Origin of the sequence: Phreatobacter aquaticus, assembly GCF_005160265.1 — a bacterium.
GTDB lineage: Bacteria > Pseudomonadota > Alphaproteobacteria > Rhizobiales > Phreatobacteraceae > Phreatobacter > Phreatobacter aquaticus.
This window is the reverse complement of sequence record NZ_CP039865.1, coordinates 2,756,196-2,773,021: the sequence shown is the minus strand read 5'-3', so window position 1 is coordinate 2,773,021 and position 16,826 is coordinate 2,756,196. Positions and strand designations below refer to the sequence as shown.

Here is a 16,826-nt window from a genome sequence, read left to right as displayed (position 1 = left end):
CAGTTCAGCTCACCACGCTCAGCGCGAAACGGTGCAGGCTGCGGATATGGTGGTGGACCGCCTTGCGCACGGCCTTGGCGTCGCCTTCGGCCAGCGCGTCGAGGATCGCGACATGTTCGGTATTGTCGGGGATCAGGCGATCCTTCAGCCGATCGATCTCGAACAGGTGGGTGGTGGCGCGCAAGCCCTTGATCATGTGGCTCATGACCTGGTTGCCGCAGGCATCGATGAACAGGTTGTGGAGATTGGCGTCGGAGGTCCAGTGGGCGTCGCGAACATAGCTGCGCGAGCCGTTGAGCGCCGCGATTTCGGCCCTCACCGCCTCCATCGCGGCAGGATCGATATTGCCGATGGCGAGCGCCGCCGTCTCCGGCTCCAGGATCTCGCGGACCTTCAGGCTCTGCAGATATTCGGTGAGGCCAACGGTGCGCACCATGTAGGAGCGCGACGCGTTCTTGACGATCAGCCCCTCGCCTTCCAGCCGCTGCAAGGCCTCGCGCATCGGCGTGCGCGAGATCGACAGTTCGGCGGCGAGCTTCGCCTCCAGGATCACGTCGCCGCCGCGCAGCTTGTGGCCGTGGATCATCTGCGCCAGCGCCGCATAGGCGAGGCCCGACAGATTGGCGCTGGAACGCGCGAGATCGTCGGCCGGAATCGGCGTATCACTCGCCATGAATCATCATCCTCCATCGCCCGCCATGGGACGCGACCGAGACGTTCCAGCCTCGGATGTCAGGCGGGCCTTGGCAAGGGCCTTGTGCCGGTTTTGCATACGTCTTGTATAATGGCCGGCAGCCATCCTCCCCGTTTCTCTCTCCTCATTCCTTCGGACAAGCCATGAGCAAGCGCTTCCGCGGCACCTATACCGTGATGATCACGCCCTATGACCGCGACGGCGCGGTGGACCTGAAGGCGCTTCGCGACCTCACCGAATGGCAGATCCGCCAGGGCATTCACGGGCTGATCCCGCTGGGCTCGACGGGTGAGTTCCTCTCGCTCTCCGAGGAGGAGAAGCGCGCGGTCGCCGATACCGTGATCCAGACCTCCGCCGGCCGGGTGCCGGTGCTGATCGGCACCGGCGCGGAGGATACCCGCGACGTGGTGCGCCTGTCGAAACAGGCCGAACAGCTCGGCGCCGACGGGGTGATGATCATCCCGCCGTTCTATTCGACGCCGACCGACGACGAACTCGTTCACCACTACAAGTGGGTGGCCGAGAGCATCACCATTCCGATCATGGTCTACAACAATCCGGCGACGGCAAACGTCGACCTGAAGCCGGAACTGGTCCAGCGCCTGTCCGAGATCAAGGGCTGCGACTACATCAAGGAATCGACACTGGAAGTGACGCGGGTGCGCGACATCATCCGGCTCTGCGGTGACAATCTCACGGTGTTCGGCGGCGTTCTCGGCTTTGAATCCTTCGTCGAGGGCGCGCAAGGCTGGGTGGCGGTTGCCTCCAATGTCGCGCCGGGCCCGATGGCCAAGCTGTTCTCGATGGTGGCCGACGAGGGCAAGGTGTTCGAGGCGCGCGCCCATTATCTCCACTGGCTGCCGGTGATCGAGGCTGTCTTCGGCCAATATTATGTCGGCGGCACCAAGTCGCTCCTGAACCATATGGGCTTTGGCGCAGGCCATCCCCGCCCGCCGCGCCTGCCGCTGCCGGAGGCCAAGGACCGCCAGATGAAGGCGCTGGTGGACCAGTTCGGCCTGCGCTTCGATCTCGCCGGCTGAGCCATGCAGCTCGATCGGCCAGAGGCAACAGCGACGATCCGCTTCGACGGCCGCGATCTCGCGGCCGTGCCCGGTGAAACGCTGGCGGCGACGCTGGTCGCCCATGGCCTGACCGCGCAAGGCACGGCCAAGGACGGCAGTGCCCGCGGGCACTATTGCGGCATGGGCGTCTGCCACGATTGCCTCGTGGTGGTGGATGGCCGCGCCGGCCAGCGCGCGTGTCTCACCAAGATCCGCCATGGCATGGAGGCGGAGCGCCAGGCTTCGGCCAAGGTCTCGTTCCAGGCTGCCGCGATCGACCTCGCCGATGTGCCGCTTGCCGCACCCGAGCCCCGCGCCGTCGATGTGCTGGTGGTCGGCGCCGGTCCCGGCGGCCTCAGGGCCGCGCTGGCGGCGGCCGAAACGGGCGCCAAGGTGCTGCTGATCGACGAGCGCCCGGCGCCGGGCGGGCAATATTTCAAGCAGGACGGCTCACCGGCCGCTCCCGCTCCGGATCGCCAGATGCGCACCGGCGCGTCCCTGATCGCCTCGGTGATCGCGGCCGGTGCGACGCTTGAAAGCGAGACGCTCGCTTGGGGCGTGGAGCGCGGCGAGGACGGCGCGCTCACCGTCTCGACGCTGCGCCATGGCACGGCCGGTCTCATTCGCCCGCGCATGCTGATCATCGCCACCGGGGCCTATGAGCGCCCGGTCATGGTGCCGGGCTGGACGCTGCCCGGCGCGATGACCACGGGCGGCGCGCAGACGCTGGTCCGATCCTATGGTGTGCTGGCGGGCAAGCGCGTGCTGGTGGCCGGCAATGGTCCGCTCAATATCCAGGTGGCGCGTGAACTGATGCGGGCCGGGGTCAGCGGCCTGTCGCTGGCCGAAGCCGCGCCCGATCCGGTCAGCCGGCCCATGGAAGCGGCGAAACTGGCGCTGGCAGGCCCGGCGCTGGCACTGCGCGGGGTCGCAGAACTGGCGGCGTTGCGCGCCAGCGGTGCCCGGCTGTTCTTCGGCCATCGGCTGATTGCGATCGAGGGCAAGACCCAGGTTGAAGCGGCCGTTCTCGCCGCCCTCGACGCGAATGGACAGCCGACCGGCCCGACCATCCGCGTGGCTGTCGATGCGGTCCTGACCGGCGACGGCTTCATGCCGGCAAGCGACCTGCCGCGCCTGCTCGGCCTGCCCTTCGCGATGAGCGCCGATGGCAGCCTGATCCTCGAGCGCGACGATGCGGGCGCCACCGCCCAGGCGGACGTCTTCGTGGTGGGCGAAGCCGGCGGCTTCGGCGGCGCCCATGTCGCCGGCGCCATGGGGGAGCTTGCCGGACGCACCGCCGCGACCCGCCTGAATTTCCATGCGACCGGCGACGAGAGCCGGACCCGGGCGACGCTCGCCCGCCATCGGCGTTTCCAGGCCGCACTCTGGGCCCTGTTCGCCGCCCCGCGCCCGCAGCTTGCCGGCGACGACACGCTGGTGTGCCGCTGCGAGGGGCTGACGCTCGGCCTTCTCAAGACGACGATCGAGACCCACGGCCTCAATGATGTCGCGAGCCTGAAGCGGCTGACCCGCGCCGGCATGGGCCGCTGCCAGGGACGTTATTGCGCGCCGGCCTTGCGCGAACTGGTGGGAGCACCGGCCGCCGAACCGGCGCTACCCGCGCCGCAGGCACCGGTCCGTCCGGTGCCCTTGGCGGCGCTCGCCGCCGAGAAGCCGGAATGGGGCGGCCATCGCCGCTCCAATCTGCCCGACCGGCCGCTATCCCCCGGCGAGCCGCTGCCGGTGTCAGAGGCTGCGACTGTGGTCATTGGCGCCGGCATTGCCGGGCTGTCGACCGCCCTGTTTCTCGCGCGCGCAGGCCACGACGTGGTCGTCATCGACCGCAATCCCGTCAATTCCGGCGCGTCGGGCGGCAATGCCGGCAGCCTGCATGCCCAGCTTCTCTCCTTCGACCACGGCGCCAAGGCCGAAGCCGGTGGTCAGCCAGCGGCGCTGACCCTGCCGCTGCAGCGCGATTCCATCGCGCTGTGGAAGCGGCTGGAGACCGAGCTGAAGGCCGATTTCGAGATCAGCATCACCGGCGGCATGATGGTGGCCGAGAATGATGCCGATCTCGCCTTCCTCGCCGCCAAGACGGCGGTGGAGCGCGACAAGGGCATCGATTGCCAGGTGATCGGCCGCGACGATCTCAGGCGGCTTGAGCCCGGCCTGGACGAGCGTTTCGTCGGCGCCGCCTATTGCCCGCAGGAGGGCAAGATCAATCCGCTGGTGGCGACCAATGCCGTGGCTGAAGCAGCCCTTGCGGCGGGCGCGCGCATCGTCACCGGCGCCGAGGTGCAGGCGATCAGCCGCGACGGCTCCGGCTTCACGGTGACGACCAGCCGGGGACCGATCCGGGCGGCCCGGGTGGTCAATGCGGCCGGTGCCTTCGCCTCGCGGATCGGCGCCATGCTCGGCGTCGATGTCCCGGTCTTCGGCGCGCCGCTGCAGATGGTGGTGACGGAGGCGGCCGAGCCGATCGTCAGCCATCTGGTGGCCCATGCCGCCCGCCACCTGACGCTGAAACAGGCGGCCAATGGCAATGTCATCATCGGCGGCGGCTGGACGGCGGGGCTCGATCCCGTGCGCGGCCATCCTCGGCCGCTCCGATCCAGCATCGAGGGCAATCTGTGGGTCGCCCAGCATGTCGTGCCGGCCCTCCGGCGGCTCCATGTGCTGCGCACCTGGTCGGCCATGAACATCAATATCGACGGCGCGCCGATCATCGGCGAGCACCCCGCCGTGCCGGGGCTCTACACCTGCGTCACCTCGAACGGCTACACGCTTGGCCCGATTATGGGCGAGACGACGGCCACGCTGGTGCTGGGGCAGGATCCCGGGCGGGACCTCAAGCCGTTCGGGATCGAGCGGTTCGGGTGAGACGGGGGCGCACGGTCCCTTCCGGCGTCACGGTCTCTCCTCACCTCATCATGAGGTGCGAGCGAAGCGAGCCTCGAAGGACCTCCTTCGTCACCGCCTACGCACATTGATCCTTCGAGGCTCGGTCGCTGACGCTCCCTCGCACCTCAGGATGAGGACCGGAGAGGGCCTGTCCCATACGACCCGTCGCCTCCCCGCGAAACACTGACATCCCGCCCCGTCACCGCGATGAAACAGAGAACGCCCACAGATCGGCCGAACAGGAGATTCTCATGAAGCGGCTGATGGTGTTCGTGCTGGCCTTTGCGATCGCAGGGCTCGGGACGATGGGTTACAAATGGCACGCCTATGTCACCAACACGGTGTCGCCGTTCGACGAGGTCGGCATCGCGATCAACAAGGCCCTGCCTGGCCCGCTCAATGCCTGGGGCTGCGCCCAGCTGAAGAAGAATTTCGGTCGCGGCCTGCCGCCCATGGGCTGCGAGGGTGCGGATGGCCGCAGCTGGCGCGCCTGAGCCGGCTCAGCCGCAGGTCGCCTGGAACAGGGTGACGATGGCCTGGACATCGCGGTCGTCCGCCCAGGCGGCGCCGAACGGATCGGCGCCGAGCGCGAAGCGGCTGACGAGATAGCCGAGATTGAGGCTGAAGAACGCTCCTGCCAGCGCCTCCGCGGACTGGCCGGGGCCGATCATGCCAGCCGCCTGCATGGCCGCGAGATGGCCGACCAGTGGCGCGAACACCGTCTCCCGCCACCGCGCGCCATAGCGCGTGCCGAAGGCGCGGTCGCGCAACAATTCCTGCAGGAGTACCCGATAGGTGTCCGGGGCCGCGCGCGCCGCGGCAATCCGATCGATCAGGAAAGCACGATGCCATTCGGCAAAGGCCTGCCGCGTGAACAGCACCGGCTCGCGCATGCGGGCATAGGCCGCCTGCTGCATCATCTCGAAGCTGACCGTCTCGACGACGGCCTGGACCAGCCCCTGCTTGCTGCCGAAATGCTTGAACAGCGTGCGCTCCGTGGTCAGCGCGCGGGCCGCGATCTCGCGGGTCGCGGTGCCGTCGACGCCGCGCTCGGCGAACAGGGCGAGAGCTGAGGCGATCAGCGCCTCGCGCTTCTCCTCCGACGGCTTGCGTCCGCGCCGTGCGGCATCCGGTGTGAGGTTTGAATCATCGCTCATGGCGCGCTGCTTAAACGGCGTCCGCAATTTTGTATAGCGGCCACTTTACAAAAAATCGAATGACGGCTAGATCGCCAATTATGTATAGCATCCGCTATACTTTTTCAGAAGAGAGCCTTGCCATGTCCGCCTTGCCGTTCGAGACCGATCCCGTCACCTATCCGCCGCGCTATGCCGGCCTGCCTGTGCCACTTGCCCTGCCCTTCGCGCTCAAGCCGGTCTCGTCTGCCGAGAGCGGCGCCGAGACGCTGCCCGACGGGCGCACACGCTACTGGATCCGCCACGACATCGTCCGTGGCGTCACGCCGGCCATGCTGGTCTGGTGGTTCCAGAATCTCGAAGGAACGATCGATTTCGGCGGCCACAGCTTCAACCGCTACCGGTTCTGGCATCCCGGCGACCATGTCCATGCCAGCTATGCCAGCCGGCGGCCGGACGGCTCGATCGGGCCGGGCGCGCAGATCCGGCTGATCGAGGTGCTGGGCCGCGATCCCCGCTATGTCGTCGACACGACGACCCATATCGAGCGGCTCGACGAGGGCGGGTACATCCACAATCCCGAGCTTCACGGGCGGACCGGCCTGGTGCGGATGGAGTACCGCTTCGAACCGACGCCGACCGGGACCTTCTACGAGAACAGCCTGACGATCGGCAGCCCCGCCGCCTGGTATGGCCTGATCCGGCCGCTGGTCACCCGCTTCGGCTTCACACCCGCACAGGGCCAGGCCTGGCTTCGGCACAATATCGAGGAGGTCGGCATGTTCGAGAACTTCCTGCCCGGTCTCTACAAGGCCGAGACTGGCAAGTCCCACTGAATGGCCTGCCGCCGGGCGAGGTGCCTCACTCCTCGCTCGGCCAGAAGGCGAGATGGGCCTCCAGTTCCTGAAGTTCGGTCAGGTCGTGCTCGTGGGCGGTCACCCGGCCGCGCACCGAGATGCCGGCCTCATGCACGGTGTCCGGCGAGCCCGAGACCAGCGGGTGCCACCAGTCGAGATCGCGGCCCTCGGCGAGCTTGCGATAGGCGCAGGTCTTCGGCAGCCAGGGCAATGTGTGCGCCTCTTCCGGCGTCAGGCGCACGCAATCCGGCACCTTCTTCTGCCGGTTCGCATAGTCGGTGCAGCGGCAGGCCTCGCTGTCGAGCAGGGTGCAGGCAACCGACGTGTAGTGGATCTCGCCGGTGTCCTCATCCTCGAGCTTGTTCAGACAGCAGCGCGCGCAGCCATCGCACAGGCTCTCCCATTCGCGCGGGGTCATCTCCTCCAGCGTCTTGGTCTTCCAGAACGGTCGTGGACCAGACGGGGCCTTGGGGGCGGCCATGATGAAACCCGTTCGTTTGAGCAGCGGCCGGCGTGATCGGAGCGCCGACGTTAAGGCAACCCGCGTCGGGACACAGGCAATTGTTGGCCGAGGCCGAGGCTTTCGGCTATGGTAAGCCAATCGTCAAGATGGTTCGCCAGCAAGGGATCACGGGGTGAGCGACTTCCAGCCCGGGGGCGGCAGAGGCGGCGCGGTGAAGCGCTTCTTCCTCGACCTCGATGCCCGCATCAATGATGGTGCCTACCGGCTTGCCGGATGGATCGGCCGTGCCTTCGGGCGCATTGCCGACCTGTCGGACCGGGTGCAGGTCTATGGCTGGAAGCGGGTGGCCTGCGAATTCGGCTCGGAGGGCATGACGCTCGGCTCGCTCGGCATGATCGTGCTGCTGATGCTCGCCATCCCCGCCTTCCGCGAGACATCGGAGGACTGGCGCAAGAAGAGCGAGCTCTCCGTCGTGTTCCAGGACCGCTACGGCAACGAGGTGGGCCGCCGCGGCATCCGGCACAATGATTCGGTGCCGCTGGACGATTTCCCCGACCATCTGATCAAGGCGGTTCTGGCGACCGAGGACCGGCGCTTTTTCGAGCATTACGGCATCGATCTCGTCGGCACGCTGCGTGCGGTTGCCGCCAATGCGCGGGCCCGTGGCGTGGTGCAGGGCGGCTCGACGATCACCCAGCAGCTGGCCAAGAACCTGTTCCTGACCAATGAGCGGTCGTTCGAGCGCAAGATCAAGGAAGCCTTCCTCGCCCTGTGGCTGGAAGCCCGCGCCTCGAAGAAGGAAATCCTCAAGACCTATCTCGACCGCGCCTATATGGGCGGCGGCGCCTTCGGGGCCGAGGCCGCGGCGGAATATTATTTCGGCAAATCCGTCCGGGATGTGACGCTCGCCGAGGCCGCCATGCTGGCTGGCCTGTTCAAGGCACCGACGCGGTTTGCGCCGCATGCCAACCTGCCGGCGGCCCGTGGTCGCGCCAACACGGTCCTCGACAACCTGGTCGAGGCCGGCTTCATGACCGAAGGCCAGGTGTTCGGTGCCCGGCGCAATCCGGCGACCCCCGTCGACCGCAAGGACGAGGTGGTCCCCAATTACTACCTCGACTACGCCTTCGAGGACATCAAACGGCTGGTGGCGGCAACGCCGACCCTCACCGATCGCGTGCTGACCGTGCGCACCGGTCTTGACCTGTCGGTCCAACGCCAGGCGGAGCTCGCGGTCGAGCAGACGCTGCGCCAGTACGGCACGGAATATGGCGCCTCGCAGGCGGCCCTGGTGCTGATGGATACGGATGGCACGGTGCGCGCCATTGTCGGCGGGCGCGATTATGGCGCGAGCCAGTTCAACCGGGCGACGGAAGCGATGCGCCAGCCGGGCTCGTCGTTCAAGCCGATCGTCTATGGCACGGCGCTGCGCGAGGGGCTGATCACGTCGCGTTCCGTGGTGGTCGACCGGCCGATCTGCCTCGGCAATTGGTGCCCGCAGAACTATGGCCGCTCTTTCTCGGGTTCCACCACGGTGTTCTCGGCGCTGGTGCGTTCGATCAACTCGATCCCGGTGATCCTGACCCAGCAGATGGGCCGGGGCGACTCGCGCCTTGGCCGGCAGAAAATCATCCAGGCGGCCCGCGAGATGGGCATCACCCGGCCGCTGACCGATTCCGCGCCGCTGCCGATCGGCGCTGCCGAAGTCACGCTGGTCGAGCTCACCAATGCCTATGCGACCTTCGCCTCCGGCGGCCGCAGCGTGTCGGCCCATGCCGCCGTCGAGATCAAGAACTCGCAAGGCGACGTGATCTGGCGCGGCGACCGCGATATGGTGCGCCGGCAGGTGTTCACCCCCCAGGTCGCGGCCGACATGAACGCCATGCTGGTCGGCGTGGTCGAATCGGGCACCGGCCGCCGCGCGGCGGTGGAAGGCGTGCAGGTGGGCGGCAAGACCGGCACCACCAATTCCTATCGCGATGCGCTGTTCGTCGGCTTTTCCGGCCAGTTCGTCGCCGGCATCTGGTACGGCAACGACGATTATTCCGAGACCAACCGGATGACCGGCGGCTCATTGCCGGCCATGACCTTCTCGCGGGTGATGACCGCCGCCCACCAGGGCCTGGAACCCCGGCCGGTCTTCGGCCAGCCGGAGCGGGCAAGGCCTGCGACCGCCGCACCGAATTCCGCCCCCCTGCCGCAGGCCGGCATCTCGGAGCGGCCGCAGGTGCTGTCGCGGCGCTCGCTGCAGGTCCTGACCCGCATCGACAGGCTGCTGCGCGATGCGCAGGAGGCCCCGACGCGACCCGGGCCGCTCTCGTCTGCCGAACCGGCCTCGACCGTTCTGCGCTGATATCCATAGGAAATCCAAAGCCTTGCGCACGGTCTCCGGCCTCTTCCTGACACTTGCCATCGGCGCCGCGACCGGCCTCGGGCTGACCGCCCTGTCGGTCGGCCGCGGCACCGGCGCCGGCATCCTGCATGTCGGCCCCTGGATCGCGACGCCCAAGGCCGGCACGACCGAGGCCGACCCCTATGCGCGGGCAGTCACCGCCCGGCTCGGCACCCTGCCGCTGGCGCTGGCAGACGGCCTGGCGCTAATCGCCGAGACCGACGACCAGGGACAGCCGCTGGATGGCCGCTGCACCATCCGCATCACCGGCGATCTGCCGCCTGCCCGCTTCTGGACCGTCACGGTCGCGGACCCCGCGTTCCGGCCGCTGGTTGCCGACAGCGTCCGCCAGGGCTTCACCAGCTATGAGGTGGTGCGCCAGCAGGACAAGCCGATCGACGTGACGGTGGCGCCCGCCGCCCGTCCCGGCAACTGGCTGCCATCGGGCGGCGCGCCGTCGATCCGGCTGATCCTCCGGCTTTATGACACACCAGTCGCGACCACGATCTCGGCCGGCGTCACGCTCCCCTCGATCCAGCGGGTGAGCTGCCCATGATGCCGGTGCTCAAGACGGCCCTCTATGTCCTTGCCGGCCTGATGCTGGGCGTGGTGGTGCATATCCTGTCGGTCTTCGCCTTGCCGAGGCTTGCGCCTGATGATGCCCGCGCAAGGCTCGCCGGCGTGGCACCGGTCAACCGGATCACCACGCTGTCAGGGTCGAGCGAGGCGGCGCTGCCGCTGGCCGATCCCGCCTTCGAGACGGCGGTCTGCCGCTACGATCTCGCCGGCGGCGTGCTGCATGTGCGCGCGCCGGTCACCTCGCACTACACCGCCGTGTCGCTCTACACCGCGACCGGCGTTGCCTTCGGCGCCATCAACGACAAGGCCGCGACCCGGCGGACCATGGACCTGTTCGTCGTGACGGCGGCCCAGCGGCGCGAGTTCACCATCGGCGAAGACGACACCGCCAACGACAATCTGGTCATGGTGTCGCCGACCCGCGAGGGCTTCGTGTTGATCCGGGCGCTCGCCGTGCAGCCAAGCTTTGCCCCGATCGTGCGCGACCAATTGGCGGCGCAAGCGCTCTGCGAGGTGCTGACGCCGGAACAGGCGCCGACCACCGACTAGGCAATCGGGCGGGCGCTACTTGATGATGATCGGCTCTTCCGGCGGCTGTCGCGGCGTTGCCGGATAGAAGCCGCGCGGCGCCTGCTCGACCGCGACCGACCCGCCGCGCACCAGTCCGGCACCGGCGCAGAGCTGGTCGAAGCGGAGAATGTCGGCCTCGAGCGCGGCGAGTTCCCGCTCGGCCATCACCGCTTCCACCTCGGGGGTTGCCACGATCAGGTTGTTGAGCGCGCAGCGATAGGCCTGGACGTGCTGTTCGAGGCCGTGGCGGACCCAGCGCACGATGGTCCGGTTCTCATGAATGCGGTCCTCGCCGGAGCGGCGCTCGGCCGCAGTGATGGTGGCGATCCGGTTCATGGCGCCGGTGCGCACACGGTCGGCCTCGGCCACCTCCACCGCCTTGGTGCAGAACGGCTCGATGCGGGAGCGGTCGGCGCGGATGTCATCGGTCATGCGGATGAAGCGGGCCTTCGAGGAGCGATAGTCCTCGCGCGCCAACGTGCGGCAATAGCCGCGCGGATCGGGATCGAAGCGGTTGGCATCGCCGATGCGGGTGCGGCGGAGCTCGGCCCAGAACTGGTTGGCGCGGTCGGCGGGATGGGTCGGCATCATCAGGCCATAGCCAAGCTGGCGCATCTCGCGCTCGGCATCGGTGAAGGAATAGCCGGAGACCGGTTCCTCGCGCAGCCGGGCGAGGTGGTTGCCCAGCCAAGGCATGGCCTCGTCGTTCAGGGCGTTCTCGCGCGGACGGCCGAAATCACCCTGGGGGGCGCAGGCGGCAAGGCTCGCGGCCAGCGACAGGAGGATGCCCCAGCGCGCGGCGCGGCGGAGCCCGGACGGCTTCCGGTGGTGGGGCATGCTCATGTCCTTCGGGCGCGGCAGATCCAGGCGCACGCGGGTAGCAGGCGCGCCGGGCAAGGCAGGCAATGTCAGGCGCGTCAGGCGCTCTTGCGACCGCGCTTCGGCTTGTTGCCGCCGTTGCGCGGCGGTTCCACCGTCAGGGCGGGCGGAGACGGCAGGTCGTGATGCTCGATGCGAACGACGGGCAGAACCAGGATGTGGCCCGTTTCCTCGGCCGACAGAACGTCCTGACGCAGGCCGCGTCGGCGTTCCAGCGGAAATCTGAATACCATTCCCATAGCGGTCTCTCCTTGTGCGCCTGCCCTCCAATGCGGCCATGCCCGACGAACCACCGTCAGCGCGCGCAAATCATTAAGACTTCGTGTTGGTTAACCAACAGTTAGCGACTTCGCCGCTAAGCTGCCTTTCGGTTCCAGCCCACCCCCTTTGGCCGTCGAGACAGCAGTTCTTGTCGTGAGCACACCGCGTTTGCCCCAAGTCCAGCGCCTGATCGGGCTTGCCCGTTCCAATGGCATCGATGTCAGGGCAACGCTCCTGCGGGTGCTGGTCGACCAGTTCGTGGCGGAACGCCATCACCCGGCCGCCGAAGTGACCCGTTTCGGCGAGCTCGTGCTCCATCTCCTCGACAAGGCTGACGAGGCCGACCGGCGGCTGGTGGCGGAGAAGCTCGCCGACCATCCGCAGACCCCTTGCATCGTCGCGCGACGGCTCGCCCGCGACAGTGCCGACATTGCCGCGCCGATCCTCGAACGGTCGGCCGCCATCACCGATGACGACATGTTCCTGGCCGTGCAGTCCGGCGACCCAGCCAAGGCACGCGCGGTTGCCCGCAGGGCCGATCTCGGGCTGGCAGCCCTGGTCGTGCTGGAAGACATGGACGATCCGCAGGTTCGTCAGGCTCTCGCCGACCGTATCGGGGGGACTGTCCAGCCTGTAGCCGGACCGCGCGAGCCGGTCGATGCCGATCTCGGTCGCCGCTTCCTCGCGGGCTCGCCAGACGAACGCGAGACATTGATCGCGGGCCTGGTCCTGGGCGCCAGTCACCCCGAGCCTGGCCCGCTCTCCATGTCGGAGGCTGGCCCCTCGCTGGAAATGGCCGCGCTATCGCGCCGCGAGGGGGCACTTGCCCGCGCCATTGCCGAGACGTTCCGGCTGTCCCTCCAGACGGCGGAGCGGATTGCCGCCGATCCGAATGGCGAACCGATGGTGGTGGCCGCCCGCGCGCTGGACCTTGGACGCGAGGCGACGACGCGCATTCTCCTCTTCGCCCATGCGACTGTGGGGACTTCGGTGCAACGCGTCCATGGGCTCACCGCGCTTTATGATGCGCTGCCGCGCGCAACGGCGCTGATCCTGGTCGAATCCTGGCAGGCAGCGGACAGGCTTGCCGCGAAACCGCGCAGTGGCCGCCATGTCTCGGTACATGCGCCGGACGCCTCCGACCGCGTCGGCGCGCGCCAGGCCTCGACACCATCGGCACGTTCTGGCGGGCGGCGCGAAACTCCGCTGGCCGCGATCAAGAACCGGCTCGGCGACAAGAGCTAGAGGCTTTTGTTCTGGCGCATTGTCTTCGCGCGAACCGATGCCCACTTCGCTTGAAAATGCTTCAGTCGCGCGCGATTTCCAGAAACGATCGGCCGTCGCGATCCTCGACATCGACGATCCACAGATCCGGATCGAAGTCGATCTCGCGGGCGAGCTTGGCGTTGACCCGCTCCTCCTCGACGAACAGATCCGGATAGGCTGAGACGAACAGGCGATCGGCCGGTTTCGTGTCGTCGAAGGCCGATTGCGGCGCCTGCAGGTAGAGCGCGACGAGCCGGTCGGCAGCGCGCGACACGACCACGGCTATGGCGCCAGCCTCCAGGGCGCCACGGCGGCGCAGAACCGCGAAGCCGCCCTCCAGCCGCACGCGCCTCAGGAAGGCCGAGACCCAGAAGTCAGAGGTAACGCGGGTCATCGCCGAGATACGTCGTGACGGCCGGTCACGGCGTACGCCGGGCCTGGGCGGTCGGGCGCGGAGCCGGCTGGGTGCCCTCAAGCAGTTGGGCGATCGATTGTGGCTCCGCTGTCCGGGCAGGTGCTGCGGCGCGGGCCGGAGCGGAGGCCGGGCGGCCTTCCGACTGGAGCAGCTGGGCGATCGATTGCGGGCTGGCATTGGCCGCCTGCGGCTGGCGCGGCTGCGGCTGGGCAGCCGGCGCTGCCCGGGCGGGGCGCCGCATGTGACCGAGCAATTGCTCGCTCGCCTGTCCGGAGGCACGAAGGCCGGCCTGGGCTTCGTAGCGACGGATCGCGGCTTCGGTCTTCGGGCCGGTCTTGCCGTCGACGGTGCCGTCATAGAGGTTGCGGCGGGCCAACTCGCGCTGGACGTCGAGCACAAGATCGGCGCGCGGCGCGGCGGTGGGAGCCGCGGCCGGCTGGCTCTGGGCGGAGGCAAGCTCCGGCCCGCGGGCGGGAATCGAGGCGGTGGACTGGATCTCGGCCGGACGCGCCGGAGGCACCGGCACGGCCACGGCGGGTTCGATGCGGGCGGTGGAGAACATCGGCGAGGGATGCGGACCGTTCTGGCGGGCCAGGGCATTGACGGCAATGCCGATGCCGACGAACAGGCAGGCAGCAATCGCGATCCGATCGCCGATGCTGTTGCCGGCGATCAGCCGCCAGAACGAGCGGCGCGGCGCCTCCTCGCGGTCGTCCTCGGCAGCGCGCCGGCGCCTGGGGTCGAAATCGTCGTCTTCATAGCCGGCGTTACGCAATTTTCCGTCCCCCTTCAATCTGTCCCGCCACCGGCTTTGCCTTGGGTTTGGGCTGCGGCAACCGCTCCACCACCGGGCGTGCGCCCTCGCAGTCGAGCGGCATGCGCACCGTGACGCGCGTCCCCTGCCCGACCACAGACGTCACCTCGACCCGGCCGCCATGCAGTTCGGCCAGGCCCTTGACCACAGACAGGCCGAGGCCTGTGCCCTCGAACGGCCTGTCGTAGCTGCTACGGGCCTGGAAGAACGGGCTGCCAAGCATCGGCAGGTCAGCGGCGGCAATGCCGATGCCGGTATCGGCAACGAAGACCGAGATCCACGATGCATCGCGCTGGCAGCCGACCGTGACGCTGCCGCCGGCCTTGGTGAACTTGATGCCGTTGGAGATCAGGTTGAGCAGGATCTGGCGATAGGCGCGCTTGTCGCCGATCACTTCCGGCAGATCGGACGGCAGATCGGCGGTCAGCGCGACGCCGGTCGCGGTCGCCTTCAGATCCATCATCTGGACGCAGTTGTCGACCAGTGCCGGCAGCGCGAATGGCTCGGGCGTGATCTCGAAATGACCGCTCTCGATCTTCGACATGTCGAGGATCGAATTGACCAGGGTCAGCAGGTGCTCGCCGGAATCGCGGATCAGGCCGGCATATTCCTTCCGCCGCTCGATGCCGAGGCGCATGGCCTCTTCCTGCATCAGCATCTCGGAGAAGCCGTTGATGGCGTTGAGCGGTGTGCGCAATTCGTGGCTGACATTGGCGAGGAAGCGGCCGCGGGCCTCGTTGGCGCGGTCGGCCTCAAGCCTGGCGGCCTCGACCGTCGCCTCGTCGGACTTGCGCTGCGAGACGTCGCGCAGCACGGCGACCACCTGGCCGTCGTCATGGCCCGACTGGGTGAGCGGACGGCAGCGCATCTCGACCCACACGAAGGCCGGATCGGAGCTGTCGGAGGTTTCGCGGCGCAGGCGGAATTCGGCGGACGCCTCGACATGCTTGGCGGCGGCCAGCGACAGGGCGCTGAGATAGGCCGGCCGGTCGGCGACATGGACGCGGTCGAACAGGCCCTGGCCATGCAGCGCGAAGGGCGGCACGCCGGCAATGCGGTCGGCGGCGGGCGAGGCAAAGGTCACCGCGCCCGAGCGGCCGTGGCGGGTGATGAGATCGGTCATGTGCTCGGCGAGCAGGCGGTAGCGCTGCTCACCGACGGAATGAACCTCCTCGCCGGTGCGGCTGACCATGGTCGCCGACAGGGCAAGACCCAGCCCATAGATGACGGCGGATGCCACCGAGACGAAGGCGGCGAGCTCGACGGCATGTTCGCTGATGCGCGTCACCGGCAGCACGTCGAACAGGCCGGCAAAACCGATCACCGCGACAGCACCGACCACCATGGCGCCGGAAGCGGCCACCACCTTGCGCGAGCCGGACAGGACGGCTTCGGCGGGCACGAGGGCAAACCAGATCACCACGAAGGAGGTGACGCCACCGCTCAGCGCCGCGACCAGCGCCACGATGCCGGTGAGGGAGGCCGCGGAGAACAGATGGGCCGTGTCGTACTGGCCGGTGCGCGAGAGATAGAAGGCGATGGCGATGGGCAGGACCAGCCAGCCGAAGGTGATGGCTTCGAGCGGCCCCGGCACACCCTGCAGCGCCAGATAGAGCGGCAGAACCGACAAGGTCATGAGGCCGGGCATCAGGCGCGTGGCGATGAACGCCCGGTGCCGGACGAACACCACGGGATCCACCGTCGCGGCCGGATGAACCAGACCATCGAGATAGGATCTCACCGAACCGATCAACGCGCTTTCACGCAACGCACTCACCCCGACACGCGGCATACGCCGTTCTCAATGGTGTCGAGAATGGCATTCCGGCATGAAGGAAACGCTAAATCGGAGCCCCCAGACGGCTTCGCGCGGCCAGCGCAACGGCTTTTGGCGCGGATGGTGAAGGAGTGATTAGCGGGCCGTCGGCAGGCTGCCGGCGGCCTGCCGTGCCGCCATTCTCAAGCCTGTCCTTCTACCGGCACGGCATTGCCGGCTGCCTGCTGCTTGCGCCGCTTGCGGGCCCCGAGAGGCCAGCCAACAAGGATCAGCGGCACACCGAGCGCAATGAAGACCTTGCCTCGCTCGGCCCATTTCTGGATCGCGCTGGTCCTTGCGGCCAGAGTCGTCTCATAGGTGATGACGTCCAGGCCCTGGCTCGACAGCGCATAGACATCGCCCTCGCTGTCATACTCCGCCTTGACCTGCTGGTTGATCAACGAGGCGACCTGGACCCGCGTGATCTCGGTGGATGGAATGGAAAGCTTCACGGGGGCCGCTGCGCCCGGCACCCCAATGGTAAGCATGAAGTCGACACTGGTGACGGTCTGGATTGATCGCCGCACGCTGGTGCGCGTGTACTGGACCGCCTCCGTCACAGGGCCCGCTGCCGTTTTGAGGGCGGCGCGGGCCGGAAGGGCATTCCAGCTGCCATAGGCCAGGAGTACGGCGCCAACGGCGAGACCCGCAAGGCCGATCCGGCCGGTCCAGGATGCCGCAATGGAGGTGAACATGCTCATGGGTCTTGTCTCCGATGGGTG

The 16,826-nt window shown here is 68.0% G+C and carries 17 protein-coding genes; 8 read left to right on the top strand and 9 right to left on the bottom strand.

From position 1 onward, the window contains the following. Positions 1-4 precede the first annotated feature (4 nt). A complete protein-coding gene (locus E8L99_RS12985) occupies positions 5-673 on the bottom strand; it encodes a GntR family transcriptional regulator (RefSeq protein ID WP_137099936.1) in 669 nt (222 codons plus the stop codon). Between the two features lie 164 nt (positions 674-837). On the opposite strand from E8L99_RS12985, the gene dapA reads away from it, so the two are divergent. The 3 genes from dapA (at position 838) to E8L99_RS12970 (ending at position 5,150) form a co-directional block, all read left to right on the top strand. Beyond that, positions 838-1,734 (top strand): 4-hydroxy-tetrahydrodipicolinate synthase, encoded by an 897-nt coding sequence (dapA, locus tag E8L99_RS12980; RefSeq protein ID WP_137099935.1) that lies wholly within the window; start codon positions 838-840, stop codon positions 1,732-1,734. A 3-nt stretch (positions 1,735-1,737) separates the two neighbouring features. Further along, complete coding sequence (locus E8L99_RS12975; protein ID WP_137099934.1) at positions 1,738-4,635, top strand: FAD-dependent oxidoreductase; 2,898 nt, start codon at positions 1,738-1,740, stop codon at positions 4,633-4,635. A gap of 272 nt (positions 4,636-4,907) precedes the next feature. Beyond that, positions 4,908-5,150, top strand: a complete 243-nt coding sequence (locus E8L99_RS12970) for a hypothetical protein (protein ID WP_137099933.1) — start codon at positions 4,908-4,910, stop codon at positions 5,148-5,150. 6 nt (positions 5,151-5,156) lie between these two features. Here E8L99_RS12970 and E8L99_RS12965 read toward each other — a convergent pair whose 3' ends face one another. Then, positions 5,157-5,813 carry a TetR/AcrR family transcriptional regulator gene (locus E8L99_RS12965; protein WP_137099932.1) on the bottom strand — a complete coding sequence of 219 codons (657 nt, stop codon included), beginning with the start codon at positions 5,811-5,813 and terminating at the stop codon, positions 5,157-5,159. A gap of 122 nt (positions 5,814-5,935) precedes the next feature. On the opposite strand from E8L99_RS12965, the gene E8L99_RS12960 reads away from it, so the two are divergent. Then, positions 5,936-6,628 (top strand): DAPG hydrolase family protein, encoded by a 693-nt coding sequence (locus E8L99_RS12960; RefSeq protein WP_168201664.1) that lies wholly within the window; start codon positions 5,936-5,938, stop codon positions 6,626-6,628. 25 nt (positions 6,629-6,653) lie between these two features. Here the strand turns inward: E8L99_RS12960 and E8L99_RS12955 are convergent, their stop codons facing one another. Next, positions 6,654-7,133 carry a YcgN family cysteine cluster protein gene (locus tag E8L99_RS12955; protein WP_168201832.1) on the bottom strand — a complete coding sequence of 160 codons (480 nt, stop codon included), beginning with the start codon at positions 7,131-7,133 and terminating at the stop codon, positions 6,654-6,656. A 151-nt stretch (positions 7,134-7,284) separates the two neighbouring features. Between E8L99_RS12955 and E8L99_RS12950 the strand changes: the two genes are divergently transcribed. From E8L99_RS12950 to E8L99_RS12940, 3 genes are read left to right on the top strand one after another with little or no spacing between them, the layout of a single operon-like run. Continuing rightward, positions 7,285-9,465, top strand: a complete 2,181-nt coding sequence (locus E8L99_RS12950; protein WP_252511102.1) for a transglycosylase domain-containing protein — start codon at positions 7,285-7,287, stop codon at positions 9,463-9,465. Positions 9,466-9,487: 22 nt separating this feature from the next. After that, the gene (locus tag E8L99_RS12945) at positions 9,488-10,060 is read left to right on the top strand and encodes a DUF1214 domain-containing protein (RefSeq protein WP_137099930.1); all 573 of its coding nucleotides are present in this window, start codon (positions 9,488-9,490) and stop codon (positions 10,058-10,060) included. Continuing rightward, on the top strand, positions 10,057-10,632 hold the full coding sequence (locus tag E8L99_RS12940; protein WP_137099929.1) for a DUF1254 domain-containing protein: 576 nt from the start codon (positions 10,057-10,059) through the stop codon (positions 10,630-10,632). Before E8L99_RS12945 ends, E8L99_RS12940 begins: the two co-directional genes overlap by 4 nt. A 15-nt stretch (positions 10,633-10,647) precedes the next feature. Here E8L99_RS12940 and E8L99_RS12935 read toward each other — a convergent pair whose 3' ends face one another. Both E8L99_RS12935 and E8L99_RS12930 read right to left on the bottom strand, forming a co-directional pair. Further along, a complete protein-coding gene (locus tag E8L99_RS12935; RefSeq protein ID WP_137099928.1) occupies positions 10,648-11,490 on the bottom strand; it encodes a hypothetical protein in 843 nt (280 codons plus the stop codon). An 80-nt stretch (positions 11,491-11,570) separates the two neighbouring features. Beyond that, on the bottom strand, positions 11,571-11,771 hold the full coding sequence (locus E8L99_RS12930; protein ID WP_137099927.1) for a hypothetical protein: 201 nt from the start codon (positions 11,769-11,771) through the stop codon (positions 11,571-11,573). A gap of 175 nt (positions 11,772-11,946) precedes the next feature. Between E8L99_RS12930 and E8L99_RS12925 the strand changes: the two genes are divergently transcribed. Beyond that, complete coding sequence (locus E8L99_RS12925) at positions 11,947-13,038, top strand: hypothetical protein (RefSeq protein ID WP_137099926.1); 1,092 nt, start codon at positions 11,947-11,949, stop codon at positions 13,036-13,038. A gap of 61 nt (positions 13,039-13,099) precedes the next feature. On the opposite strand, the gene E8L99_RS12920 is transcribed toward E8L99_RS12925, so the two are convergent. From E8L99_RS12920 to E8L99_RS12905, 4 genes are all read right to left on the bottom strand, one after another. Beyond that, positions 13,100-13,453 (bottom strand): DUF1491 family protein, encoded by a 354-nt coding sequence (locus E8L99_RS12920; protein ID WP_137099925.1) that lies wholly within the window; start codon positions 13,451-13,453, stop codon positions 13,100-13,102. A 25-nt stretch (positions 13,454-13,478) separates the two neighbouring features. After that, positions 13,479-14,249 carry a peptidoglycan-binding domain-containing protein gene (locus tag E8L99_RS12915; protein ID WP_137099924.1) on the bottom strand — a complete coding sequence of 257 codons (771 nt, stop codon included), beginning with the start codon at positions 14,247-14,249 and terminating at the stop codon, positions 13,479-13,481. Beyond that, positions 14,242-16,080: a PAS domain-containing sensor histidine kinase gene (locus tag E8L99_RS12910; RefSeq protein ID WP_137099923.1), complete on the bottom strand. Its 1,839-nt coding sequence runs from the start codon at positions 16,078-16,080 to the stop codon at positions 14,242-14,244. The genes E8L99_RS12915 and E8L99_RS12910 overlap by 8 nt, the downstream gene beginning before the upstream one ends. A 167-nt stretch (positions 16,081-16,247) precedes the next feature. Continuing rightward, the gene (locus E8L99_RS12905; protein WP_137099922.1) at positions 16,248-16,805 is read right to left on the bottom strand and encodes a hypothetical protein; all 558 of its coding nucleotides are present in this window, start codon (positions 16,803-16,805) and stop codon (positions 16,248-16,250) included. Positions 16,806-16,826: the final 21 nt, after the last annotated feature.